We start from the raw sequence: 24,672 nt of genomic DNA on the forward strand, positions 1-24,672 counted from the left end.
TCCGACCGGTATGATCCTACGCCATCGGGTCCGGCCGGCGCCCCGCCCCGCCGGCCGCGCGCCGGGTCGGGCCCGATGATCGCCGCGGCGGGGCGTCCGACGTGGCAGAGTTGTGACATGCCGGCAACAACAGCTGAACTCGTTGATCTGCTGCGCCTGCGCGCCGAGCCCGACAGCGTCTTCATCGGGCGTCATCCGCGCACGATGATGCAGCGCACCTACGGCGGGCAGGTGCTCGCCCAGTCCCTCATGGCCGCCTACGGCACCGTGCCCTCCGGGAGGGTCGCGCACTCCCTCAACTCCTACTTCATCCGCCCCGGCCAGGCCGACAGCGACATCGAGTACGCCGTCGAGCCGCTGCGCGACGGGCGCACCTTCTCCGTGCGCCGCGTCACCGCGCTCCAGGACGGGCGCACGATCTTCACCGGCTCCTACTCCTTCCACGAGATGGAGCCGGGGCTCGACCACTCCGACCCGATCGCCGCGCAGGTGCCGCCCCCGGACGACTGCCCGGGCTTCCTCGACATCAGCAGGAGGCGCTACGGGGCCTCGCCGCTGTGGCACGAGTGGGACGCCCTCGACGTGCGCTTCGCCGGCGACTCCAGCCGGGGCGGGCTCATCGAGCCGGCCAACCATCCGGCGCACATGCGCGTGTGGGTGCGCACGACCGCGCCCCTGCCCGCCGAGGAGTTCGCCGTCCACCAGGCGGTGCTGGCCTATCTGTCGGACCTGACCCTGCTGTCGGTGACGGTGATCCCGCACTCGGTCGCCTACATGTCGCCGCACCTGCAGGTCGCCACGCTCGACCACGTCATGCACTTCCACCGCTCGGTGCGAGCCGACCAGTGGCTGCTCTACGACATGCTCTCGCCGTCGGCCTCCAACAGCCTGGGCATCGCCACCGGCCGCCTCTTCCAGAACGGCACGATGGTCGCCTCCTGTTCCCAGGAGGGCCTCATCCGGGTCCTCCGGCAGGAGCGCGATCTCCTCACCTGACGCCGGCGGTGGACGCGACGGAGGGGCCCGCCATGGCGGGCCCCTCCGTCGCGTCCGGGCTCAGACCGAGGCGGTCAGGCGCAGCTGGTTGAGGGCGGCGCGCTCGATCTGGCGCACGCGCTCGGCGGTGATGCCCCACACGGCGCCGATGTCGGCGAGCTTGGCCTGGCGGCCGTCGAGGAGGCCGTAGCGGCGGCGCATGACGTCGGCGGAGCGCTCGTCCAAGTCGGAGAGCATGCCCTCCAAGCGCGTGCGGTCCTCGGCGTCGAGCACGAGCTCGTCGGGGCCCGGCGCCGTCTCGCGGGCGATGAGATCGCCGAGCGAGGTGTCGCCGTCGTCCTCGACCGGGGCGTCGAGGCTGACGTGCTCGCGCGAGTAGCGGATGAGGTCGACGACCTTCGACTCCTCGACCCCGAGCTCCTCGGCGATCTCGGCCACCTCCGGCTCGCGGCCCAGGTTGCGCTCCAGGTTGCGGCGCACCGCGAGGATCTGGTTGACCTGCTCGGCCACGTGCACGGGCAGGCGCACGATGCGGCCCTGCTGGGCGATGCCGCGGCTGATGGCCTGGCGCACCCACCACGTCGCATAGGTGCTGAACTTGAAGCCCTTCGCGTAGTCGAACTTCTCGACGGCGCGGATGAGGCCGGTGTTGCCCTCCTGGACCAGGTCCAGCAGCGGCATCTGGGAGCGTCCATACTTGCGGGCCACGGAGACCACCAGGCGCAGGTTGGCGCGCACGAAGTGCTGCATGGCGTGCTCGCCCTCCTCCGCGATGGTCTCCAGCTCCTCGCGGGTGGCGTCGCTCGTCGTCTCGGCGTCCCCGCGGAGGATCGCCTGAGCGTACTGGCCGGCCTCGATGAGTCGGGCGAGCTCAACCTCCTCGGCGGCGTCGAGCAGCGGGGTCTTGGCGATCGACTCGAGGTAGAGGCCCACCGAGTCCTTGCCGTCGATGCCGTCGTTGCTGCGTGCGCGAGTCTTCTCCATCGGTTCCCTTCCGTCGTCCATCCATAGTTTCCAACAACTCGGCGGGGGAAAACCATCCCGGAGGCCGCAGGAAAGTTGAGAAGAGGTCCATCCGCGGGTGGTCCTGCCACCGCGGTCTGATGCCCCCAGCGACCGCAGCGGGACGCGGGGCGGTGGTCCGTGGCCCTGTGACCAGCGTCTTCGTCGCTCCTGGGCGGTGCCTGGCGTCTCCCGACGGGCCGTTCGGACGGCGGGCGGACCAGGCCGGACGGCTGCCGTTTGTTGCCGGGTGACACACTGGTGGGTGGCGTCCTCTTGACACATGCAGCCTTGAGTGCGCCCTGGTCCCGGACCGATGCCCCGGGCCCGTCGAACGCTTCACCAATTGGAAAGGTCCCCTGTGACGGCTCCCACCAAGAACCCTGTCCAGACCTCCGAGGAAGCCGGCGCCGCGTCGGCGGAGAAGGCCACGAGACCGGCCCGCACCCGCACGAAGAGCGCTCTGGCCAAGAATACCGGGACGAAGGGCACCGCGGTCAAGCGGTCGACGTCGAGGAGTGCGTCGTCCAAGGCCGCGCCGGCGAAGGGCGCGGCGGGCGAGCCGGCCAAGGGCGCCGCGACCCGCAGGACGACGAGGAAGCGGACGTCCGAGGGGGGCGCCGGGACGAAGACGAAGAAGACCGGGACGAGGAGGAGGTCCGCCCGCCGGGCGCCGGCCAGGGGGGCGTCCTCGGGCGGCACGGGCACGACGAGCAAGGCCGTCCTCACGAAGGCCATGGCCGGCAAGCCCGAGGGCACCGCCGAGGCGGACGGCATCGAGGTCACCTTCGAACGCGACGGCGACGACATCGTCGTGCGCGCCGGCGGCAGGAAGCGCACGCTCGACGACGTCGACGAGTCGGCGTTCGACCGGAGCGCGGCCGAGAGGGACGAGGCCGAGATCAACGAGGACACGAAGGGCTTCAGCCTCTCCGACAAGGACGACGGGGACGAGCCCGAGCAGCAGGTGACAGTCGCCGGCGCCACCGCCGATCCCGTCAAGGACTACCTCAAGCAGATCGGCAAGGTGGCCCTCCTCAATGCCGCCCAGGAGGTCGACCTGGCCAAGCGCATCGAGGCCGGGCTGTTCGCCGACGAGCAGCTCGCCCAGCACCCCGGAAGGATCAAGCCCGCCGACCGCGAGGACTTCGAGTGGATCGCCGAGGACGGACACCGCGCCAAGAACCACCTGCTCGAGGCCAATCTCCGCCTCGTCGTCTCGCTGGCCAAGCGCTACACCGGCCGCGGCATGCTCTTCCTCGACCTCATCCAGGAGGGCAACCTCGGCCTGATCAGGGCGGTCGAGAAGTTCGACTACACCAAGGGCTACAAGTTCAGCACCTACGCCACGTGGTGGATCAAGCAGGCCATCACCCGCGCCATGGCCGACCAGGCCCGCACGATCCGCATCCCCGTCCACATGGTCGAGGTCATCAACAAGCTCGCGCGCGTCCAGCGTCAGATGCTCCAGGACCTGGGCCGCGAGCCCACCCCCGAGGAGCTGGCCGTCGAGCTCGACATGACCCCCGAGAAGGTCATCGAGGTGCAGAAGTACGGCCGCGAGCCGATCAGCCTGCACACCCCCCTCGGCGAGGACGGCGACTCGGAGTTCGGCGATCTCATCGAGGACTCCGAGGCCATCGTCCCGGCCGACGCCGTGAACTTCACGCTCCTCCAGGAGCAGCTGCACGACGTGCTCGACACCCTGTCGGAGCGCGAGGCGGGCGTCGTCTCGATGCGCTTCGGCCTCACCGACGGCCAGCCCAAGACCCTCGATGAGATCGGCAAGGTCTACGGCGTGACGCGCGAGCGCATCCGCCAGATCGAGTCCAAGACGATGAGCAAGCTGCGCCACCCGAGCCGCTCCCAGGTGCTGCGCGACTACTTGGACTGACGCATCCGGGCCCGCGCGGGCGGGGCTGTTCCTCGCCGCCCCCGGCGGTCCCTCCCGCCTGGGCCGGCCCGATGGCGCGCGTCCCGCCCGGCGCCGCCTCGCGGGACCGTGGGGCCGCCGCCCGCGGCCGCCCGGTCTCGGCCTCAGGGGCGTTCGGCCTCGCGGGCCGCCGAGTAGGCGTTGAGGTCGAGCAGCGCCTGGTGGACCATCGCGCGGGTGATCGGGTAGGGGGCCTCCTCGGGCCTGACGAAGTCCATGATGCGGTCGGTGAACTCGTCGAGGCGCCCGGGCCCGACGGAGACCTGGTCGGTCCGCGTCGGGAGGCCGAGGGAGGCGTTGAGGTCGTGGAAGCGGTCGCGCTCGGCGAACTGCCCGTCGAGGGTGAGCAGGACGAGGACGCCGAGGCTGACGATCTCGCCGTGCAGATGGTTCCCGGCGTCCGGCATCGTCGTGTGCGCGTTGTACACCGCGTGGGCGAACGAGGAGTTGAACCGGTGCTGGACGAGCACGCTCGTGAGCCCGGTGGTGACGAGGATGGTGAGCGCCATCTCGCGCACGGCGTCGCTCGCCTCGCCCCGCTCGGCATCGGCCAGGGCCTGCGCGCCGTGGGCGAACAGCGGCTCGGCCCCGCGGCGCGAGATGTCGACGCCGACGCGGTCGGAGTGCCCCAGGGCGAGGCCGCGCGAGCTGAAGGGGCTCTCGACCTGCTTGCTCAGGGCGTCGCCGATGCCGGCCCACAGGTACACGGTGGGGGCCCTGGCGATGATGTCGGTGTCGATGACGGTGTGCTCGGCCGGGCGGTTGCGGAAGATGTGCCGACTGAACGAGTGGTCGGGGTGGTAGATCACGCCGACGCGCGTCACGGCCGCGCAGGTCGAGGCGATCGTCGGGATGGTGACGAGGGCCTTGCCGGTCTGGATGGACAGCAGCTTGCACAGGTCGATCATCTTGCCGCCGCCGACGGCGAGGATCACGTCGGCGCGGGCCACCTCGTCGGCGCCCTGGAGCTCGTCGGCCTTCTCCTGGGTGGCCTCGTCGCCGGCGACGAAGGAGCCGGTGACGGACACGGGGGAGCCCTCGAGCGCCCCGCGGATCCTCGGCTCGGCGGCGGCCATGGCGCGGCGTCCGCCGATGATGACGGCGCTCGAGCCGTGGGCCGAGACGATCCCGGGGAGCGCGGTGTGGACGTCGGCGCCGCCGATCGTCCAGTCGGGCAGATAGGTGCTGGACGTGCTGCTCATCGTCGGCCTCCGCTTCGTCGTCCGCCGGACCCGGCCGGTGCCGGGGCGGCCCGCCGCCGGGACGGACCCCGGGTGAAGAATTAGCCCCGTCGGGCCGGTGCCGGGGCGGGCGCCCGGCGCGCCGCAGGGGGCTCAGCTGAGGAGCGAGGTGTCGCCCTCCAGACGGACGGCGACCTCCTTGATCTTCTCGGCGTGGGCGCGGGCGTGGTGCGCGCAGAACAGGAGCGTCCCGCCGCTCGCGAGCCGCACCCTCAGATGGGCCTGCGCACCGCATCGGTCGCAGCGGTCGGCTGCGGTCAACCGGGTGTTCTCAACAACGGGCGTGCTCACGGCACCCACAGTACGCGCAGGGGACAACAGGCGGGCCGATCCGGGGGAGGCCGGCCCCGGCTCGGCCCGGAGGCCCCGCCGCGCCGAACCGGTCCACGGGGCCTGCCGCTGCCGGGGATCGTCGGTGCGCGCCGATAAAGTTCCGCTCGTGTCCAGCACCACGAGCAGCAAGAACTCCGAGCGGCGCTCCTACGGGGCGAAGAACCTACTCGTCCTCGAGGGCCTCGAGGCCGTCCGCAAGCGCCCCGCCATGTACATCGGCTCCACCGACACCCGCGGGCTCATGCACTGCCTGTGGGAGATCATCGACAACGCCGTCGACGAGGCGCTGGCCGGCTTCGGCAGGCGCATCGAGGTCGCGCTGCGCGCCGACGGGTCGATCCACGTCGCCGACGCCGCGCGGGGCATCCCCGTGGACATCGAGCCGCGCACCGGCCTCACCGGCGTCGAGGTCGTCTTCACGAAGCTGCACGCCGGCGGCAAGTTCGGCGCCGGCTCCTACGGCGCCGCCGGCGGCCTGCACGGCGTGGGGGCCTCGGTCGTCAACGCCCTGAGCTCCCGCCTCGACGTCGAGGTGGACCGCGACGGCGCCACCTGGGCCATGAGCTTCCGGCGCGGCGTCCCCGGCGTCTTCGACGGCGACGGCCCGGACGCCGGCTTCACCCCCGGCGGGGGGCTGCGCCGCGTCGGCAGGGTGCGCAAGGGCGTGACGGGCACCCGCGTCACCTACTGGCCCGACCGGCAGATCTTCCTCGGGGACGCCCAGCTGTCCGTCGAAAAGCTCGTCGAGAGGGCTCGCCAGACCAGCTTCCTCGTGCCCGGCCTCGAGATCGTCCTCGACGACGAGCGCGGCCCCGAGTCGGTCCGCGAGTCCTTCAGGCACGACGGCGGCATCAGCGAGTTCGCCGATTTCCTGAGCACCGGCGAGCCCGTCACCGAGGTGCTGCGCCTCCAGGGCTCCGACTCGTTCGTCGAGACGGTTCCCATGCTCGACGAGTCGGGGGTCATGACGCCCACCGACGTCCAGCGCCGGCTCGACGTCGACATCGCCGTCATCTGGGACAACGGCTACGACACCGTCGAGCGCTCCTTCGTCAACATCATCGCCACCCCCAAGGGCGGCACCCACGTCCAGGGCTTCGAGCGCGGTCTCACGAGGGCCTTCGTCACCGGCCTGGACGGCACCCGGCTGCTGCGGGCCAGCGACGACGTCGTCAAGGAGGACATCCTCGAGGGCCTCACCGCCGTCATCACGGTGCGCCTGCCCGAGCCGCAGTTCGAGGGGCAGACCAAGGAGGTCCTCGGCACGCCGCCGGTCACCCGCCTGGTGGCCCGGATCGTCGAGGAGCGGATGGGGGACTACTTGGGCTCGACCCGACCCGCCGTGCGTGCCCAGGCCCGCGCCCTCATGGAGAAGGTCGTCAACGCCTCCCGCACCCGTCGGGCGGCCCGGGCCCACCGGGAGAACCAGCGCCGCAAGAACGCGCTCGAGTCGAGCTCCATGCCGCCCAAGCTGAAGGACTGCCGCAGCGCCGATGGCGAGCGCAGCGAGCTGTTCATCGTCGAGGGCGACTCGGCCCTGGGCACCGCCTCGCGCGCCCGCGACAGCGAGTTCCAGGCCCTGCTGCCCATCCGCGGCAAGATCCTCAACGTCCAGAAGGCCTCCCTCGGCGACATGCTGAAGAACCAGGAGTGCTCGGCGATCATCCAGGTCGTCGGCGCCGGCTCGGGGGCCGGCTTCGACCTCGACCAGGCCCGCTACGGCAAGGTCATCTTCATGGCCGACGCCGACTCCGACGGCGCCCACATCCGCTGCCTGCTCGCCACGCTCTTCTTCCGCTACATGCGCCCGATGATCGAGGCCGGCCGCGTCTACAGCGCCGTCCCGCCGCTGCACCGCTTCGAGCTGACGAATCCGCGCAAGGGCATGGAGAAGTACATCTACACCTACTCCGACCCCGAGTACCAGCGGAAGACGGCCGAGCTCACGAAGAAGCGGATCCGCTTCAAGGAGCCGCAGCGCTACAAGGGCCTCGGCGAGATGGACGCCGACCAGCTGGCCGACACGACGATGAACCCGCGCCACCGGATGCTGCGCCGCATCACCATCGACGACGCCGAGACCGCATCGCGCACCTTCGAGCTGCTCATGGGCAACGAGGTGGCCCCGCGCAAGGAGTTCATCGTCGCCGGCGCCTACCAGCTCGACGAGGACCGCATCGACGTGTGAGCCGTGTCCGGTCACCGGGACACGGTCCGGCCCGCTGGCCCGGTCCGTAGCCTGGAGCGGTGAGCTCGGCCGGCACAGCCGTCTCCGGACGGGCCCGCCCCGTCCCGGGCCGCCCATCGCACCGGTCGACGCCGCCTCGCGCACCCGCGTCCTGGCCCGGGCCCTGTGGGGCTGGGGCACCCAGCCGTGGAACACGGTCGTCACGATCCTCGTGTTCCCCGTCTACCTGGTCGGCCCCTCGTTCGGCTCGGCCAACCACACCGCCTACGTGCAGTTTGGTACGTGCAGTTGGTCTGCATGACGATCGCCTCTGCCGTGATCGCCCTCGTCGCGCCCGTGCTGGGCCGGAACACCGACCGCACCGGCCGGACGATGAGCGCCCTGCGGGTCCTCACCCTGGGCCGTGGCGGCCGTCGACGCCGCCCTGTTCCTCATCGCCGACGAGTCCGTCTTTCTGTGGGCGGGTTTCATCATGCTGGACCTGGGCACGGTCGCCTCCGAGGTCGCCGGCTCGCTCTGCAACGGCGTCATCGACCGGGTCCCGACGCCGCAGAACGTCGGCCGCGTCGCCTCGCCCCTGGCCCCGCCCATGTTCGGCCTGTGCGTCGGCCTCGGAGCCCGTCCCACCGGCGCCGAGAACACGTAGTACCTCGGCATCGTCGGCATCGCCGTCGTGCTCGCCGCCGGCCTGCTGGTCCTGCCCGGCCGGGTGCCGCAGATCGCGGCCGGGCGGGGGCGGGGCTGATCAGCCGGCCCGGGCCCGGCCCAGGCGCAGCACCTCGTGCATGAGGTCGTGCAGGGGGACCGGCACGTCCGCCTCGTGCGCGAGCCGGACGATCGCGCCGGTCTGCGGGTCGAGTTCGCTGGGGCGGCCGGCCATCAGGTCGCGGCACAGCGAGGCGGTGCTGCCGGCGGGCTGGCGGGCGTTGAAGGCCATGATCTCGTCGACCGCGTCCGCCCCCACGTCGACGCCCTGCGCCTGCGCCACGGCGGCGATCTCGGCGGTGGCTCGGCGCCACAGGTCGGCCAGCTGGGGCCGAGCGCCCAGCTCGCCGAGGGTCAGCCCGGTCATGGCGCCCAGCTCGCCGAGCGGGATCACCATCATGGCCTTGCGCCACAGGGCGGCCCAGATGTCGTCCGGCTCGGGTGAGCCGATGCCCGCCCCCTCCAGCGCCTCGCGCAGGGCGCGGACGCGGACGGTGCCGGCGTTGTCCCATTCGCCGACCTCGAGCGTCCCCGGCCCGCCGTGGCGGGCGATGACTCCGGGCTGCTCGGTCATGGCGAAGATCTTCATGACGCCGGGGAGCGTGTGACCATCGCCGACGACCCCGGCGGTCAGGCGCGGGCCGTCCACGCCGTTCTGGGTGGTGACGACGGCCGTGCCGGGGCCGATGAGGGGACCGGCGGTCCGTAGCGCCTCGGTGATCCGGGTGGCCTTGACGCAGCTGAGCACGTAGTCGACTGGGCCGATTGCAGCCGGGTCGTCGGTCGCGGTGACCGACACGGTGAACTCCTCGTCACCGACCAGCCGCAGCCCGTCGGCCCGCAGCGCCTCGAGGGTGCGGCCCCTGGCGACGAAGGACACGTCGTGACCGGCGCGGGCCAGCCGCCCGCCGAGGAAACCACCCACGCCACCGGCACCGACGACAGCGAATCTCATGGCCCGAGTCTACGGGCGGGTGCTGCCCGACCCCGCGGTTGTCGTGCGAAGACGCACGGGGACCGCAGGACGAGCCGGAACCGCGCAGTGATCGCTCAGTGCGGCATGACGCGGGAGCTGACCGCCGCCACCGGCCGGACCAGGGGCGTTCCGGAGCCGTCCCGCTTCCCGGTCGCCGGGGGCAGGTCGACGGCCGAGCCGCTGGCCGCGGCGGCGACGGCCGGCGCCGGGCCGACCCAGGCGAGCGTCAGGGCGTCCTCGCCCTTGAGGAAGCGGTGGCAGCGCACCCCGGCGGTGGCGCGGCCCTTGGCCGGGTACTCGGCGAAGTCGGTGAGCTTGACGGAACCGGCCTCGGTGCCGGGCAGGGCCTCCGAGGAGCCCGACACCGTCACGACGACGGCGCCGCTCGTCGGCGAGGCGCCGAACCAGAGGGCCTGCGCGTCCTCGCCGAGTCGGATGCCCGCCACGCCGCCGCCGCCGCGGCCCTGCGGGCGCACGAGCGAGGCGGGGAAGTGCAGCAGCTGGGCGTCCGAGGTGACGAAGACGAGGTCGTCGTCCTCGTCGACGAGCTGGAGCGCGCCGACGAGCTCGTCGCCGTCGTCGAGCCGGATGATCTCCCACGCGTCGCGGGTGAGCACCTCGGGGTTGACCCGTTTGACGACGCCGGCCCGTGTGCCGACCGCCAGTCCTGGGCCGTCGGGGTCGAGCGTCGTGAGCGCGAGGGGGCGCTCGTCGCGCTCGAGGGCGACGAGCTCGGTGAGCCGGGCGCCGCCGCGCAGGCTCGGCGCGTTGGCCGTCTGCACGGTCTCGGGCAGGTCGATGACGCGGGCCCGCACGAGGCGCCCGGCCGTCGTGACGACGCCGAACTCGGCGTGGGTGCTCGTGGCGATCGCCGAGACGATGACGTCGTGGCGTCCGCGCGGCCCGGAGGCCGGCAGCGCGTCGGGGTGCGCGGCGCCCTCGGGACGGTTCATCCGGGCGACGAGGCCTGCCGAGCCGAGCATGACCCAGCACGGGCCGTCGGGGATCTCCAGCGGCTCGGCGGCGGCCGGCAGGGCGGCCCCGGAGTCCTCCAGCAGCACCGTGCGGCGCGGCGTGCCGTACCTCCTGGCGACCTCGGTGAGCCGGTCGGAGACGACCCGGTGGAGGCGCTGCGGGTCCTCGATGATCCCGGTGAGCTCCTCGATGCGGCGCCTCAGCTCGTCGCGCTCGGTCTCCAGCTCGATGCGGCTGAGCCTCGTGAGACGGCGCAGTTGCATGTCGAGGATGTGGTTGGCCTGGATCTCGTCGAGCTCGAAGGCGGCGATGAGGCGCTCCCTGGCCTGGCCCGCGTCCTCGGACGAGCGGATGATCGCGATGACGTCGTCGATGTCGATCATCGCCAGCAGCAGGCCCTCGACCAGGTGCAGGCGCTCCTGCGCCCTGTCGAGCTGGAAGCGGGCGCGGCGCAGGCAGACGTCGAGGCGGTGGTCGAGGTAGACCTGCAGGAGCTCCTTGAGCCCGAGCGTGCGCGGCTGGCCGTCGACGAGCGCCACGTTGTTGATGCCGAAGGAGTCCTCCAGCTTCGTGTGCCGGTACAGCTGGGCGAGCAGGGCGTCGGGGTTGATGCCGTTCTTGACCTCGATGACGAGGCGCAGCCCGTTGGTCAGGTCGGTGAGGTCCTTGACGTCGGCGATGCCGGTGATCCTCTTCGTCTGGACCAGGTGCTTGATCTGCTCGATGATCTTCTCGGGCCCGACGGCGAACGGCAGCTCCGTGACGACGATGCCGCGCCGGCGCGGGCTCACCTGCTCGATGCGGGCCGTCGCGCGGGTCCGGAAGCTGCCTCGGCCGGTGGCGTAGGCGTCCCGGATGCCGCCCATCCCGACGATCCTGCCGCCGGTGGGCAGGTCCGGGCCCGGGATGAAGCGCATGAGCTCGTCGAGGTCGGCGTCGGGGTGCCCCAGCAGGTGCTTCAGCGCCTGGACGACCTCGACGAGGTTGTGCGAGGGCATGTTCGTCGCCATGCCGACGGCGATGCCGGTCGCCCCGTTGACGAGCAGGTTCGGGAAGGCGGCCGGAAGGACGGCTGGCTCGGTCTCCTTGCCGTCGTAGTTGGGGCGGAAGTCGGCGGTGTCCTCGTCGAGGCCCTCGATCATCGGCAGCGCGGCGGGGGCCATGCGGCACTCGGTGTAGCGCATCGCGGCGGGCCCGGCGTCGAGCGAGCCGAAGTTCCCGTGGCCGTCGACGAGCCGCAGCCGCATCGACCAGTCCTGGCCCATCCGGACGAGGGCGTCGTAGATGGCCGAGTCGCCGTGCGGGTGCAGCTTGCCCATGACGTCGCCGACGACGCGGGCGCACTTGACGAAGGGGTGGTCGGGCAGCAGCCGCTGCTGGCTCATGCCGTAGAGGATGCGCCGCTGCACCGGCTTGAGGCCGTCGCGGGCGTCGGGCAGGGCGCGGGCGTAGATGACCGAGTAGGCGTACTCGAGGAAGGAGGACTCCATCTCGTTCGAGACGTCGACGTCGATGATGCGTTCCTCGAAGTCGTCCTCGGGGGGCGTCGTGGTGCGTGTCATCTGCTGATCTGCTCCTGACTGTGGGCCAGCCCCGATTCTCGGGCATCGGGGCGACGGGGGGAATCATTCCACGCCGGTCGGGGGCCGATCAGCCAGCACCCGGCTCAGGCGCGCACCTCGACGACCGTGCGGCCGTGCGCGCGGTGCCCGATGAGCTCCTCGGCGGCACCGATGGCGCCGTCGAGCGGCACGGTGCGCGCGGTGACGGCGTCGATGCGCTCGCCGGGCAGCGCGGCGAGCAGGCCCCAGGCCTCGCGGCGGGCCTCGACGGGGGCCTCGACGGAGTCGACGCCGGCCAGGGTCACATTGCGCAGGATGAACGGCATGACGGTGCCGGGCAGGGCGGGGGAGCCGGCCAGGCCGCAGGCCGTGACGGTGCCGGAGTAGGCGGTCTGGGCCAGCGCGTTGACGAGCACCTGGCCGCCGACGGTGTCGACGACACCGGACCAGCGCTGCTTCTGGAGGGCGCCCCGCTGGTCGCACAGCTCGGCGCGGTCGACGATCCGCTCGGCGCCCAGGCCCCGCAGGTAGTCGCCCAGCTCCTCGGGGCGGCCGGTGAGCGCCGCGACGTGGTGGCCCGCCGCGGCGAGCAGCAGGATGGCGACCGAGCCGACGCCGCCGGTGGCGCCGGTGACGAGGACGGGCCGCTCGGGGCCGGTGACGAGCCCGGCCCGGCGCAGCCGCAGGAAGCACAGGGCCGCGGTGTAGCCGGCCGTGCCGAGCGCCGCGGCCCGGGCGGGGCTCAGGCACGACGGCAGGGCGACGAGGCGGTCGCCGGGCACGCGGGCGAGCTCGCTGAAGGCGCCGTTGCGGGTCTCGGACATGCCGATCCCGTTGAGGAGGACCGCCTCGCCGGGCCGCCAGAGCGGGTCGGAGGACTGCCGGACGGTGCCGACCAGGTCGATGCCGCCGATGAGCGGTGTCCGGCGGACGATGCCGGGCAGGCCCGTGAGCGCCATGGCGTCCTTGTAGTTGATGCTCGAGTGGCTGACCTCGACGAGTACCGGGTCGTCGCCGAGGAAGGACTCGTCGACCTCCTCGACGGCCGCGGTGTTGACGGGCCGGTCGTCGCCGTGCTCGTGGGCGGGGTTGGAACGGATGACGATGGCGCGCGGCATGCTGCACCTCCAGTGGTTCGGGGCGGCCCGGTGGGAGAGCCCTCCCAGAATGCCGTGCCGGCCGGGGGTTCCGCAAGGAGCTCCGCTCGTCGGGCCTCCGGGCGGGCCGGCCGCTCAGGACCCCGCGGGGGAGCCCCGCCGGCGCCCCGCCCGCCGGGCGACCGGCCGCCGGACGGTCGTCGGCTCGTCCCCGAGGCCCAGCACGTCGGCCAGCGCCGGCCACAGGGCGTCGCCGTCGGCGCCGTGGAGCGAGGGCACCCGGCGCGGGCGCCAGTGGCGGCGCGGCTCGGCCAGCGGCGGCACCGTGCCGTGGGCGAGGATCTGCTCGGTGGGGCTCAGCGAGCGCAGCGCCACGGCCCGCACCCGCCCGGGGTGCTCCTGCGCGAACTCCTCGTAGAGCTCGGGGTCGTGCTGGCCGTCGTCGCCGACGAGCACCCAGCGGATGGTCGGGAGCTCGCGGGCGAGCCCGGCCATCGTGCGGCGCTTGTGGTCCGTGCCCGAGCGCACCCACTCGGTGCGGGTGGGCCCCCAGTCGGTGAGCAGGAGCGCGCCGGGCGGGAAGCCGTGCCGGGTCATGAACCGCTCGAGGAAGCGGATCGAGGACCACGGGCCGGTCGAGACGTAGAAGATCGGCGCGCCCGGGTGCTCGGCCAGCATCCGTTGGTACAGGCGCGCCATGCCCGGCACCGCCCGCCGGTTGCCCTCGAGCTGGAAGAAGCTGTTCCAGATGGCGAGGAGCAGGCGGGGCATCCACGTGCTGATGATCGTGTCGTCGATGTCGGAGATGACGCCGAAGTCCTCGTCGGGGTCGATGATCCGCACGGGCATCTCGGCCCCCGAGCCGTTGCCGGCGGCCAGGTGCATCGTGTGCCAGCCGGGGGCGAGCTCGGAGTCGACCATCGTGTCGACGTAGCCGCGGCGGTCGGTGCGCAGGGTCCGTGTGCGGCCGGCGACCGTCAGCCGCACCGGACGGTGCGGGGCCGGGAGCTCGAGGAAGTTGCGCCAGCCGCGGCGGTGCAGCCATGCCGCGGCGTGCGCCGGCAGCAGCTTCTCGTCGTCGGGGCGCAGGACGAGCCGCCCCAGCACGCGCACGCGCCCCGGGGTGCCGTAGCCGATGAAGGGGACGGGCCGCTCGCGCCAGCCGCGCCGCCCCAGCACGGCGCCGATGCGACGCGTCACGAAGTCGTTGGCGTGAACGCCGATCACCGATCCGTGCCTCATGACCCCACCCTAACGGGCGCCCCGGGGCCTCGCGGGCCACGACCGTCCCGCCCGGGAGGCGGCCCGCCTCCGGGACCCCGGTGAGGCTGGTGGAGGCGCCCGCGGCCGGGCGGGGCGGACACGCCGGTCCCCGCCCGGCGGGCCCCGGGGTGGCACGATGGGGGCGTGATGAACACGAGCCCCTCCGCCCTTCCGCAGGCCCTGCGCGACCGCGTCGACGAGTGCGGCTTCTTCCCCGAGCTCGTCGAGGACTCGGTGTCCACGGCCCTCGGGGACGAGACGGTCGTCGACTTCCTCGTCCAGCACGAGGCCACGGTCGGGCCCGAGGGCATCATCCGCCATCTCACGGTCCTCGTCCTCACGCCCGGGCGCCTCATCGTGAGCCACACCGACGAGGAGACCGACGCCCGCGGCGCGGACACCGCCGTCACGACGAGCGAGTCGGTTCCGCTGTGGCTGCTCGGCGTCATCACGGTGAGCCGCGTCCTGTCCCACCCCGAGCGGTACGGCAGCGCCGAGGCGTCCGTCGTCGAGACCTGGCTGACCCTCACCTGGGACGCCGTGCGGCGCCTGCAGATCGTCCCGGCCCACTGCGGCGACCCGTCGTGCACGGCCGACCACGGCTTCGACGGCGAGGCGGTCGGCGAGGACATCACGATCCGCATGAGCCCGGCCGCGGACGGCGCCGAGAACGTGCAGCGCCTCGTCGAGTTCGCCGGCGCCCTCCAGCGCCTGGCCCACGGGCCGGTCCCGCGGTGAGCGCCGACCCGGCGGCCCCCGACTACGGCAGCGGCACGCTCGCCGAGCTGCTCCCGGCGGTCGCCCACCGCCTCGGGGCGCCCGACGCCCCGCCCGGCGCCCTGGACGTGCCGCCCGCCCGCGCCTACGTGCTCGTGCTCGTCGACGGACTGGGCTGGAACCAACTGCTCGCCAACCTTCCCGCGCTCGGCCGCATCCCCCGGCTGCTCGCCGACGCCCGCCCGCTCAGCGCGCCCGTGCCGGCCACCACCGCCTGCTCGCTCACGACGCTCGGCACCGGTCGCCCGCCCGGCGTGCACGGCATCGTCGGCTACTCCTTCCGCCCCTCGAGGGCGGGCGACCTCCTGCGCCCCCTCGACTGGGGGCCACTGGACCCCGACCCCGAGCTGCTGCAACCGGTGCCCACCTGGTTCGAGCGCCTGGAGCGGGCCGGCGTCGCCGTCACCACCGTCTCGCGCAGCCGGTTCCGCCGCAGCGGCCTCACGCGCGCGGCGCTGCGCGGCGGGTCCTTCCGCGGCTTCGGCCGGGACGCCCCCATGGCGGCCCGGCTCGAGACGATCCTCGCCGCCGTCGCCGCCGGGCCCGCGCTCGCCTACGTCTACGAGAGCGAGCTCGACCACACCGGTCACGGCAGGGGCGTCGGCTCGGGGCAGTGGCTCGACCGGCTGGTCCGCGTCGACGCCGGGCTCGAGGTCCTGCGGCGGGCGCTGCCCGCCGACGTCTGCCTGCTCGTCACCGGCGACCACGGCATGGTCGACGTCCCGGCCCGGCACCGGGTCGTCATCGAGGACGTCCCGGGCCTGGCCGAAGGGCTCGAACTCATCGGCGGCGAGGGCCGGCTGCGCTATCTCTACACGCGCGAACCGCACGCCGTCGCGGCCCGCTGGGCGCGGATCATGGGCGAACGCGCCTGGGTCCGCACCCGCGAGGAGGCCGTCGAGGCCGGCTGGTTCGGCCCGGAGCTCGCACCCGGGGTCGCCGAACGGCTGGGCGACGTCCTCGTCGCCGCCCGTGGGGACTGGGCCGTCATGACCCGCACGAGGGAGCGCGAGTTCGCGCTCGTCGGCCAGCACGGCTCGCCGGAGCCCGACGAGATGCTCGTCCCTCTGCTCGTCGACGAGGGACTGGACTGGGTGGAACCCCGGCCCCGTCGTCCGGCTCCTCCAGACGGTCGGCCGACCGGCCCGTCGGCGTCCCGGCTCAGCGCAGGGGGGCGCCGGAGTCGTCGGGGCCCTTCGGGCCGCCGAACATGATCTCGTCCCAGCTGGGGACGGAGGCGCGGTGGCCCCTGCGCTTGCGCGGAGGCCTCTTCTCCGGCGCCGCCTCCGGCAGCGGGTCCTGTTCGGGCTCTTCGGGGCCCTGCCCGGCCGGGTGCTCCCTCTTCGCGGTCCGTCCCCTCCCGGGGCGGTCCCTGCCGGCCCGCTCCGGCCCGCCGGCCCCGGCGGGCGCCTCCTCGGCGCCCCGGGCGCCGAGGTCCCGGTCGGCCCCGGCGGAGCGGTCGTCGGGCCCGTCCACGTCGCGCCCGTCCTCGCCGGCGCGCCCGTCCTCCGCACCGCCCACCGCGATCGGCTGGTTGAGGCCGGCGTAGACGTGGACGGAGTCCTCGTCGAAGCCCGAGAGCATGTCGTAGAGCACGTCCATGTCGGAGGTCGGATTGGGCACGAGCTCGTAGACGCCGTCGATCTTGGTCAGCCCGGTGTGCTCGAGCTCGTCCTCGGCGTCCTCCAAGCCGCTCGACTCGGCGGCCCCGTAGACCTCGGCGAGCGCGGCGCCGCCGCCGACGATTGGCTGCTGGCCCGGCTGGACGGCCCGCACGAGCGCCATCTCGTCATTGAGGTCGACGGTGGGCTCGGCGTCCGGGTCGGCCCTGCGGATCGGGGTGCGCGGCCTCGGGGGCTCCTCGCCGAGGAGCCAGCGAGCGTCGTCGTTCGCCGCCACCGCGAACCGTCCGCGGGGGTCGAAGTCGAAGCGCGCCTGCTTGACGGTCGAGCCGATCCGGTAGCTGGCCTGCACGGTCCAGTGCCGATCGGCGCGGTCCTCCTCGCGCCAGGCGTCCCAGTCGACGGAGTCGGCGTCGATGCCCTCGGAGCCCAGGCGCGCGCGGGCGGCCTCGCCCAGCGGGGCCGGCCCGCGGCCGTTGCCGCGCCGGCACTGCGCCGCCTGCGCCATCTCGGCCATGTGCTCGCGCTCGGCCAGGACGGGGGCCGCGTAGCCCTCGATGCCGTCGACCGGCACCCCGGCCGCCCGCGCGACGTCGTCGGGGGACTCGCCGGCGCGGATGCGGGACTGGATCTCCCGTGGCGTCAAGGCACTGTCCATCTGGCATCTCCCCGCATCCTGCCCGGATGCCCGGGCCTGTAGATCGGTCATGGGATCACGCGACCGGACGCATGACAGGGGCAAATCTACCGCGTCGGCACGCCGCCCGGTCGCCGCGGCATGCCCTGTGGCCGGGATCGGCCCCGGGCGCCGCCCCCGCCCCGGATGCGGCGCCCGGACCGCTTCTCGGCACGGTGTTCGTTCTGCGAGTTCTTTGGGTATGATGCCCACGATTTACCGGTCTGGAGGTCCTCTCAGCAGGCGCCGGTACGAAGCCCACCCACTGGTTCGGAAGGTCATCATGGCGACTGATTACGATGCACCCCGCAAAACTGATGAGGAGTCACGCGAGGATTCGATCGAGGAGCTCAAGAACCGTCGCAACGACAAGAACTCCGGCAAGGTCGACGAGGACGAGGCGGAGGCCGCCGAGTCATTCGAGCTGCCCGGCGCCGATCTGTCCCACGAGGAGCTGACCGTGCGCGTCCTGCCGCGCCAGTCCGACGAGTTCACCTGCGCGAGCTGCTTCCTCGTGAAGTCGCGCAGCCAGCTCGCCGAGGAGCGCAACGGCAAGCCCTACTGCGTCGACTGCGTCTGAGTCGAGCCGGCCGGCCCCACGATCCGGCACGGCACGAGGGCCCGCACCGTCACGGTGCGGGCCCTCGTGCGTGTCCGTGCCGGATCATGGGGCGGGGACGTCAGTGACGCAGGCCGATGGGGAACCGGCGCCTGGCGGCCAGGTCGGGGATCTCCCCGGTGAGCCGGGCGACCCTGGCCGCCGTGAAGCGCTCCACGACGAGCTGGAGGACCGCCATGCCGACGCCGCTGGCGATGATCCACCCCGCTGCCTTGGCCAGCGGGACCTCCGGATCGCTCGGGTCCGGCGGCTTCTCGCCGGTGATCGTCTTCCACGAGGCGTTGAGAAGTTTCTGGCCTGCGAAGACGCCGACCGTGCCGAGGACCCCGGCGAGCACCTTGAACTGGGTGTTTGTGGTGCGAGATGCCATCCTGCCTCCCTCCGATGCCGGTCCGCGGGCGCGGCCGGCGGCCCCTCCATCCTAGGGGTCGTCGGTGTCGGCCCGCCGGACCCCGCTGCCGGGCCGGCGGCGTCCGACCCGTGCCCCGCGAGGACGACCGCCGGTGCCCGGTCGGGCCGATGGCGTCCGGGCACGGCCGGACCCGTGTTCCGCGTCGGTCCCGGGTGCTCCGCGCCGATTCAGGGACGACGGGGCCGGACGGTCCGGCCGGGGTGTTCGTGCGCGGCGTTAGGCTGGGGCACGGCATGGCACCGGGCCTGTCGCAATGTGAAGCTCAGCAGATGCAGATGATGGTGGGAAGCCTGAATGTTCGGACGCAAGAAGCGCAGGGCGGCTGACGAGGACGAGCTCGACGAGCTCGTCGGGCGGGACGGGTCCGACGACGACCCCGCTGCCGACCCCGATGACACCGAGGACGAGGACTCCGGCGACGACGCCGAGCCCGAGGACGAGCTCGATGAGTGGCGGCGGCTCGACGCCTCGCGCGACTGGCGCGAGGAGGGTCCCTTCGACCTGTCCGAGGTCGACCTGGACGCCGACGACGTCGAGCGCATGGACTTCGACGCGCTCATCCTGACCCCCTTCGACGGCATGCAGCTCCAGCTCCAGGTCAACCAGCAGACCCAGCAGCTGCAGGCGCTCCTGGTGGTCTCGGGCCAGTCCGTCATGGAGCTGTCGCTGTTCGCCGCGCCGGCGGGGCGCGACATGCGCGCCGACGTGCGCGACGAGATGATCGCCAACGCCCGGAAGGCCGGCGGCAAGGCCACCCTGACCGAGGGGCCGTTCGGCACCGAGGTGCGCCGCGTCGTCCCGATCACCACCCAGCAGGGTCAGCACGGCTACCACGTCTCGCGCACCTGGTTCGCCCAGGGCCCCCGCTGGCTGCTGCGCGGCGTCCTCATGGGCGAGGCCGGCCTGGCCGAGGGCCTCAAGGGCTCCACCGAGCTGCTCTACGAGCTCTTCGCCAACACGGTCGTCCGCCGCGGCGACAGGCCGAAGGTGCCCGGCGAGCTCATCCCCATGACGATGCCGCCCGAGGTCGCGAACCGGGCCTCCGGGGCGTCCGCCGGGACGCGGTGACCATGGCCGGCGGCCTCCTGTCCCGGCTGCTCGGTCGGGGCCGCGGGCCCGAGGAGGGGCCCGCCGACGAGGGGGCCGGCCGCGGGCCGGTCGCCATCGCCGACGCCCCCACCCGCCGGCGTCTCACGGTGCAGGGGCAGGTGGCGATCCTCACCGTCACCCCCGCGGCCGAGCACCGCTGGCTCGAGGCCGAGCTCACCGACGGCACGGGCGCGCTCACGCTCATCTGGATGGGCCGCCACCGGATCGCCGGCGTGACGCCCGGGCGGTCCCTGCGCGTCACCGGCCTCATCAGCGAGCGCGGGGGCCGTCGCGTCATGTTCAACCCCGGTTACGAGCTGCTTCCCTGAGCCGCCGGCCAGGATCCGTCTTCACGGCCGCGGGGCCTCCTTCCGGGCCCCGCCGCGCCGGCTCCTGGGTCGCGCCTGCCCGCGCGTCCCCGTCCGGTCGTCGCGCGCCGGCGACGCCCTGTCAGGCCAGGCAGGCCGACAGCTCCCGCTCGTGGTCCTCGCTGATCGTGAAGAGCAGCTCGTCGCCCTCCTCGACCGCCGCGTCGGGCAGCGGGGGCTGCGCCCGTCCGTCGCGGATGATCGCCACGAGCACCCCGTCGCCGGGCAGGCTCAGCTCGCGCACCCGTCGTCCGATGGCCGGCGACTCGGCGGGCAGGGTCAGCTCGACGAGGTTCGCGGAGCTCTTGGTGAAGGTCATGAGGCGCACGACCGCGCCGACGGAAACGGCCTCCTCGACGAGGGCCGACATGATGCGCGGCGTCGACACGGCCACGTCGACGCCCCACTGCTCGGTGAACATCCACTCGTTCTTCGGGTGGTTGACGCGCGCGACGGTGCGGGGCACGCCGAACTCCGTCTTGGCGAGCAGCGTGTGGACGAGGTTGGCCTTGTCGTCGCCGGTGGCGGCGATGGCCACGTCGCAGGTCTCGAGGTCGGCCTCGGCGAGCGAGTCCATCTCGCAGGCGTCGGCGAGCAGCCACTCGGCCTCCGGGACGGTGTCGGAGCGGATGGCGTGGGGGTCCTTCTCGATGAGGAGCACCTCGTGCCCGTTCGCGATGAGCTCGCGGGCGATGGACCGGCCGACATTGCCGGCGCCGACGATGGAGACGCGCATGGTTCCTCTCCTCAGGCCTGCTCGGGGGCGTTCGACAGGGTCTCGAAGACCGAGCCGATGCGTTCGGACGCGACGGCGACGTAGAGCACGTCGCCCTCCTGGACCAGCACGTCGCGGGTCGGCACCATGCCGGTGCCCAGGCGGGTGAGGAAGGGCACCCGCAGGTGGAGCCGGTGCTCGATGCCCTTGACCGGGGTGCCGGCCCACTCGGGCGAGAAGGGCACCTGGTAGAGGGCCGTCGTGCCGGACGGGTCGCGCCACACGGGGGTGGCCGTGTCGTCGAGGAGCCGGTTCATCACCTGACCGGCGGACCAGCGGACGGTGGCGACGGTGGGGATGCCGAGCTTCTCGTAGACCTCGGCGCGGCCCTGGTCGTAGATGCGGGCGACGACGTTCTGCACGCCGAACTCCTCGCGCACGACGCGCGCCGCGAGGATGTTGGAGTTGTCGCCGCTCGCCACGGCGGCGAAGCCGTCGGTGGTGCGGATGCCGGCCTTGAGGAGCACGTCGCGGTCGAAGCCGACGCCCTTGTAGGTGTGGCCGCTGAACTCGGAGCCGAGCCGGCGGAAGGAGTCGGCGCTCTGGTCGATCACGGAGACGGCGTGGCCGCGTCTCTCCAGGCCGCGGGCCAGTGTCGAACCGACCCGGCCGCAACCCATGATGATGATGTGCACGTCGACCTCCGCCCCACGACTGCGCCCCGGGCCGCCCGGTGCGGACGCCCGGCGGCAGCACGCTGACAAGATTAGCCGCATCATGAAGCCTCCGGCCCGGTGCGGGGTTAGGCTGGCTGGCCGTGAGTGTCACAGATCGTGTGAAGCGCGTCCTCGTCGGACGCAAGCTCGCGAGCACCCAGCTCGGCGACACGCTCCTGCCCAAGCGCATCGCGCTGCCGATTTTCGCGTCCGACGCCCTGAGCTCGGTCGCCTACGCTCCCGACGAGGTGCTGCTGACCCTCTCGCTGGCGGGCATGTCCGGCTTCGTGCTCTCCATCCCGATCGGCATCGCCGTGGGCGTCGTCCTCCTCGTCGTCGTGGCGAGCTACCGCCAGACCGTGCACGCCTACCCCTCGGGCGGCGGCGACTACGAGGTCGTCACGAGGAACCTCGGGCCCGACGCCGGCCTCGTCGTGGCGAGCGCGCTGCTCGTCGACTACGTGCTCACCGTCGCCGTGTCGGTCAGCTCCGGGGTGCAGAACGCCGAGGCGATGCTGCCGTGGATGGCGGGCCACGAGGGCGTCGTCGCGGCCGTCGTCATCGTCGCGCTCATGTCGGTGAACCTGCGCGGCATCCGCGACTCGGGCGGCATCTTCGCGGTGCCCACCTATCTGTTCATGGCCGGCGTGGGCGCCATGATCGTCTGGGGCCTCGTCCGGATCCTCGTCCTCGGCCAGAGCGTCCGCGCCGAGACCGCCGACTGGACCGTCGTGGGCACCGGGCGCTACGAGCCGCTCGTCGGCCTCGGCGCCCTCGCCCTGCTGGCCCGCGCCTTCTCGTCGGGCTGCGCCGCCCTCACCGGCGTCGAGGCCATCAGCAACGGGGTGCCGAACTTCCGCGCCCCGAAGTCGCGCAACGCGGCCGCGACGCTGCTCCTGCTCGGCACGATCGCCGTCTCGATGCTCCTGGGCATCCTCGTGATGGCCCGCCTGACGGGCGCCCGGCGGATCGACCCTGCGGCGGGCAGTCACTTCGTGACCCCCGACGGCACCCAGGTGCACGGCGCGACGACGACGATCATGGGCCAGCTGGCGCGCGCCGTCTTCTACCCGGGCTTCGGCGTCGGCTTCTACTTCCTCGTGACGATGACCGTCGTCATCCTCTTCCTCGCCGCCAACACCGCCTTCAACGGCTTCCCGACACTGGGCTCGATCCTCTCCCGCGACGGCTGGCTGCCCCGCCAGCTGCACCAGCGCGGCGACCGGCTGGCCTACTCCAACGGCATCATGACGCTCGCTGTCGGGGCCGTCGTGCTCGTCCTCGTCTTCAACGCCTCGGTCACGATGCTCATCCAGATGTACGTCGTCGGCGTGTTCATCTCGTTCACGCTCAGCCAGATCTCGATGATCATCCACTGGAACCGCCACCTGGGCGCCGAGTCCGATCCGGCGGCGCGCCGCCGCATGCGGCGCAGCCGCGTCGTCAACGCCGTCGGCGCCGGCCTCACCGGCGTCGTGCTCGTCATCGTGCTGGCCTCCAAGTTCCTCCACGGCGCCTGGATGGCGCTGCTGGCCATGGCCGTCGTCTACGTCCTCATGCACGCCATCAGCCGCCACTACCGGACGGTGCGCGAGGAGGTCGACGACATCGACGAGTCCGACCTGGCCCTGCCCAGCAGGGTGCACGCCGTCGTCATGGTCAACGCGGTCAACAAGCCGACGGTCAAGGCGATCCAGTTCGCCAAGGCCACCCACCCGAGCCGGCTCGAGGCGCTCACGGTGGCCGTCGACCCCGTCGAGACGGCCCGCTTCACCGAGGCCTGGGAGGACGAGGACCTGGGCGTCCCGCTGAAGATCGTCGCCTCGCCGTACCGTCAGATCACCGGGCCCTTCGTCGGCTACGTGCGCCGGATCGTGAGCGACAACCCGCGCGACATCGTCTGCGTCTACATCCCCGAGTTCGTCGTGGGCCACTGGTGGGAGCAGCTGCTGCACAACCAGACGGCCCTCGTGATCCGCACCCGGCTCCACTTCATGCCCGGCGTCATGGTCACCTCGGTGCCCTACCAGATCCGCTCGGGGCGGCAGCTGGCCGCCCGTCGGCGGCAGGCGCGCCTCGAACGCGAGGCGGCCCGGGCGCGGGCCCTGCAGGGGGCCCGCTCGTGAGCGGGCCCGTCATCGGGCCGCTCGTGCTCGGCCCGCCCGCCCACGGCGGCCACGTCGTGGCGCGCCACGAGGGCCGGGTCGTCTTCGTGCGAGGGGGCCTGCCCGGCGAGAGCGTCCTCGTCGAGCTCACCGACACCCGCCACGATCGCTTCTGGAGGGGCCGCGTCGCGCGGGTGCTCGAGGCCTCGCCCGAGCGCGTCGACCTCGACCTGCCGCCGGCCGCCTGCACCGGGGCCGACCTCGCCTTCGCCTCCCTGGACGCCCAGCGGCGCATGAAGGGGCTCGTCGTCGCCGAGCAGCTCGCCCGCCTGGGCGGCGTCGAGGAGCCTGCGCGCCTGGGCGGGCTCGACGGCGGCCCCGGGGGAGCCGGGCCCGGTGACGGCGCCGGGCCGGCGGTGCCGGTCGAGGCGGTGCCCGGCGACGACGACGGCTGGGGCTGGCGCACCCGCATGCGCTATCTGCACGTCGACGGCCGCGTCGGCATGCGGGGCTTCCACTCCGACGAGCTCGTCGAGGCGCCGGCCGGGACCGGCTTCCTGCTCGCCGATCCGCGCGGGCCCCGGCCGCACGAACTCGCCCGGTACGCCGACCGGGCCGGGCGCGAGATCGTCGTGACCGTCGCCGACTCCGGGGTGACGGTCACGAGCGGCGGGCGCTTCTTGGACGGCGAGGCGGTCGTCACCCAGCGGGTGCGCGGACTCGACCTGCGGGTCCGCGCCGACGGCTTCTGGCAGGTGCACCCCGGCGCCGCCGACGCCCTGGCCGGCGCGGTCCTGGACGCCCTGGAGGTGCGGCCGGGGGAGCGGGCCCTGGACCTGTACTGCGGCGCCGGCCTGTTCGCCGGCGTCCTCGACCGGGCCGGCGCCCGGGTCACCGGCGTGGAGTCGGACGGCCCGGCGGTCCACCTGGCCCGGACCAACGTGCCGCGGGCCCGGTTCATCGCCTCCCGCGTCGAGCGGGCCCTCGGCCGACTGCCCGACGCCGATGTCGTCGTCCTCGATCCGCCGCGCACCGGCGTCGACCGGCGGGTCGTCGAGGCCGTGACCGGGCTCGGCGCCCGGGCCGTCGTCTACGTCGCCTGCGACCCGGCCGCCCTGGGCCGCGACGTGGGCCGCTTCGCAGCCCGGGGCTGGCGGCTGGCCGGCCTGCGGGCCCTCGACGTCTTCCCGATGACCCACCACGTCGAGACGGTCGCCCTCCTGAGGAGAGGCCTCGAGACCCACGGCCGACGGGGACGGGCGGGAGAGCCCGGACGGGATGGACCCGAACGATGACCCGCAG

At 73.2% G+C, this 24,672-nt stretch carries 22 protein-coding genes; 11 read left to right on the forward strand and 11 right to left on the reverse strand.

Annotated elements, in window-relative coordinates; genetic code table 11:
- Window positions 1–117 precede the first annotated feature (117 nt).
- Complete coding sequence (locus tag EGX94_RS11300; RefSeq protein ID WP_021796727.1) at window positions 118–996, forward strand: acyl-CoA thioesterase; 879 nt, start codon at window positions 118–120, stop codon at window positions 994–996.
- Between the two features lie 60 nt (window positions 997–1,056).
- Here EGX94_RS11300 and EGX94_RS11305 read toward each other — a convergent pair whose 3' ends face one another.
- The gene (locus tag EGX94_RS11305) at window positions 1,057–1,980 is read right to left on the reverse strand and encodes a sigma-70 family RNA polymerase sigma factor (protein WP_028706647.1); all 924 of its coding nucleotides are present in this window, start codon (window positions 1,978–1,980) and stop codon (window positions 1,057–1,059) included.
- A 364-nt stretch (window positions 1,981–2,344) separates the two neighbouring features.
- Between EGX94_RS11305 and EGX94_RS11310 the strand changes: the two genes are divergently transcribed.
- Window positions 2,345–3,892: an RNA polymerase sigma factor gene (locus EGX94_RS11310; protein ID WP_043120502.1), complete on the forward strand. Its 1,548-nt coding sequence runs from the start codon at window positions 2,345–2,347 to the stop codon at window positions 3,890–3,892.
- A 143-nt stretch (window positions 3,893–4,035) separates the two neighbouring features.
- On the opposite strand, the gene EGX94_RS11315 is transcribed toward EGX94_RS11310, so the two are convergent.
- Both EGX94_RS11315 and EGX94_RS11320 read right to left on the reverse strand, forming a co-directional pair.
- Window positions 4,036–5,133: an iron-containing alcohol dehydrogenase family protein gene (locus EGX94_RS11315; RefSeq protein WP_021797033.1), complete on the reverse strand. Its 1,098-nt coding sequence runs from the start codon at window positions 5,131–5,133 to the stop codon at window positions 4,036–4,038.
- 132 nt (window positions 5,134–5,265) lie between these two features.
- Entirely contained in the window at window positions 5,266–5,463 is a 198-nt protein-coding gene (locus EGX94_RS11320) for a DUF7455 domain-containing protein (protein WP_028706645.1), read from the reverse strand.
- A 148-nt stretch (window positions 5,464–5,611) separates the two neighbouring features.
- Between EGX94_RS11320 and EGX94_RS11325 the strand changes: the two genes are divergently transcribed.
- Window positions 5,612–7,693 carry a DNA gyrase/topoisomerase IV subunit B gene (locus EGX94_RS11325; protein ID WP_226906027.1) on the forward strand — a complete coding sequence of 694 codons (2,082 nt, stop codon included), beginning with the start codon at window positions 5,612–5,614 and terminating at the stop codon, window positions 7,691–7,693.
- Between the two features lie 403 nt (window positions 7,694–8,096).
- Window positions 8,097–8,339, forward strand: coding sequence for a hypothetical protein (locus EGX94_RS11330; protein WP_021797030.1), 243 nt, complete (start codon window positions 8,097–8,099; stop codon window positions 8,337–8,339).
- Window positions 8,340–8,438: 99 nt separating this feature from the next.
- Here the strand turns inward: EGX94_RS11330 and EGX94_RS11335 are convergent, their stop codons facing one another.
- The 4 genes from EGX94_RS11335 to EGX94_RS11350 all read right to left on the reverse strand — a co-directional run bounded on the left by EGX94_RS11335 (window position 8,439) and on the right by EGX94_RS11350 (window position 14,250).
- The gene (locus tag EGX94_RS11335) at window positions 8,439–9,353 is read right to left on the reverse strand and encodes a 2-dehydropantoate 2-reductase (RefSeq protein ID WP_021797032.1); all 915 of its coding nucleotides are present in this window, start codon (window positions 9,351–9,353) and stop codon (window positions 8,439–8,441) included.
- A 95-nt stretch (window positions 9,354–9,448) separates the two neighbouring features.
- Window positions 9,449–11,911: a DNA gyrase/topoisomerase IV subunit A gene (locus EGX94_RS11340; protein WP_021797029.1), complete on the reverse strand. Its 2,463-nt coding sequence runs from the start codon at window positions 11,909–11,911 to the stop codon at window positions 9,449–9,451.
- A gap of 104 nt (window positions 11,912–12,015) precedes the next feature.
- A complete protein-coding gene (locus EGX94_RS11345; RefSeq protein WP_028706641.1) occupies window positions 12,016–13,029 on the reverse strand; it encodes an MDR family oxidoreductase in 1,014 nt (337 codons plus the stop codon).
- Between the two features lie 114 nt (window positions 13,030–13,143).
- Entirely contained in the window at window positions 13,144–14,250 is a 1,107-nt protein-coding gene (locus tag EGX94_RS11350) for an App1 family protein (protein WP_081660663.1), read from the reverse strand.
- Between the two features lie 168 nt (window positions 14,251–14,418).
- On the opposite strand from EGX94_RS11350, the gene EGX94_RS11355 reads away from it, so the two are divergent.
- Entirely contained in the window at window positions 14,419–15,009 is a 591-nt protein-coding gene (locus EGX94_RS11355; protein ID WP_043121800.1) for a DUF5998 family protein, read from the forward strand.
- Window positions 15,006–16,262, forward strand: a complete 1,257-nt coding sequence (locus EGX94_RS11360; RefSeq protein ID WP_021797700.1) for an alkaline phosphatase family protein — start codon at window positions 15,006–15,008, stop codon at window positions 16,260–16,262. Before EGX94_RS11355 ends, EGX94_RS11360 begins: the two co-directional genes overlap by 4 nt.
- Here EGX94_RS11360 and sepH read toward each other — a convergent pair.
- Complete coding sequence (sepH, locus tag EGX94_RS11365; RefSeq protein ID WP_028706640.1) at window positions 16,210–17,328, reverse strand: septation protein SepH; 1,119 nt, start codon at window positions 17,326–17,328, stop codon at window positions 16,210–16,212. The two genes, EGX94_RS11360 and sepH, sit on opposite strands and share 53 nt — an antisense overlap.
- Window positions 17,329–17,629: 301 nt before the next feature.
- On the opposite strand from sepH, the gene EGX94_RS11370 reads away from it, so the two are divergent.
- Window positions 17,630–17,926, forward strand: a complete 297-nt coding sequence (locus EGX94_RS11370; protein WP_021796073.1) for a DUF4193 domain-containing protein — start codon at window positions 17,630–17,632, stop codon at window positions 17,924–17,926.
- 100 nt (window positions 17,927–18,026) lie between these two features.
- Here the strand turns inward: EGX94_RS11370 and EGX94_RS11375 are convergent, their stop codons facing one another.
- Window positions 18,027–18,335, reverse strand: coding sequence for a DUF4235 domain-containing protein (locus tag EGX94_RS11375; RefSeq protein ID WP_021796072.1), 309 nt, complete (start codon window positions 18,333–18,335; stop codon window positions 18,027–18,029).
- Between the two features lie 336 nt (window positions 18,336–18,671).
- Here EGX94_RS11375 and EGX94_RS11380 point away from each other — a divergent pair, with 336 nt between their 5' ends.
- Window positions 18,672–19,445 carry a DUF3710 domain-containing protein gene (locus tag EGX94_RS11380; protein ID WP_021796078.1) on the forward strand — a complete coding sequence of 258 codons (774 nt, stop codon included), beginning with the start codon at window positions 18,672–18,674 and terminating at the stop codon, window positions 19,443–19,445.
- Between the two features lie 2 nt (window positions 19,446–19,447).
- The gene (locus EGX94_RS11385; protein WP_051245493.1) at window positions 19,448–19,795 is read left to right on the forward strand and encodes an OB-fold nucleic acid binding domain-containing protein; all 348 of its coding nucleotides are present in this window, start codon (window positions 19,448–19,450) and stop codon (window positions 19,793–19,795) included.
- Between the two features lie 121 nt (window positions 19,796–19,916).
- Here the strand turns inward: EGX94_RS11385 and EGX94_RS11390 are convergent, their stop codons facing one another.
- Together EGX94_RS11390 and EGX94_RS11395 are read right to left on the reverse strand one after the other, a co-directional pair.
- Entirely contained in the window at window positions 19,917–20,570 is a 654-nt protein-coding gene (locus EGX94_RS11390; RefSeq protein WP_021796077.1) for a potassium channel family protein, read from the reverse strand.
- Window positions 20,571–20,581: 11 nt separating this feature from the next.
- Window positions 20,582–21,229, reverse strand: a complete 648-nt coding sequence (locus EGX94_RS11395) for a potassium channel family protein (RefSeq protein ID WP_226906102.1) — start codon at window positions 21,227–21,229, stop codon at window positions 20,582–20,584.
- A gap of 137 nt (window positions 21,230–21,366) precedes the next feature.
- On the opposite strand from EGX94_RS11395, the gene EGX94_RS11400 reads away from it, so the two are divergent.
- Window positions 21,367–23,391: an APC family permease gene (locus EGX94_RS11400; protein WP_028706638.1), complete on the forward strand. Its 2,025-nt coding sequence runs from the start codon at window positions 21,367–21,369 to the stop codon at window positions 23,389–23,391.
- Window positions 23,388–24,665, forward strand: a complete 1,278-nt coding sequence (locus EGX94_RS11405; protein WP_123826335.1) for a class I SAM-dependent RNA methyltransferase — start codon at window positions 23,388–23,390, stop codon at window positions 24,663–24,665. The genes EGX94_RS11400 and EGX94_RS11405 overlap by 4 nt, the downstream gene beginning before the upstream one ends.
- Window positions 24,666–24,672 lie beyond the last annotated feature (7 nt).

Source organism: Propionibacterium acidifaciens (assembly GCF_003798325.1).
Classification (GTDB): Bacteria; Actinomycetota; Actinomycetes; order Propionibacteriales; family Propionibacteriaceae; genus Propionibacterium; species Propionibacterium acidifaciens.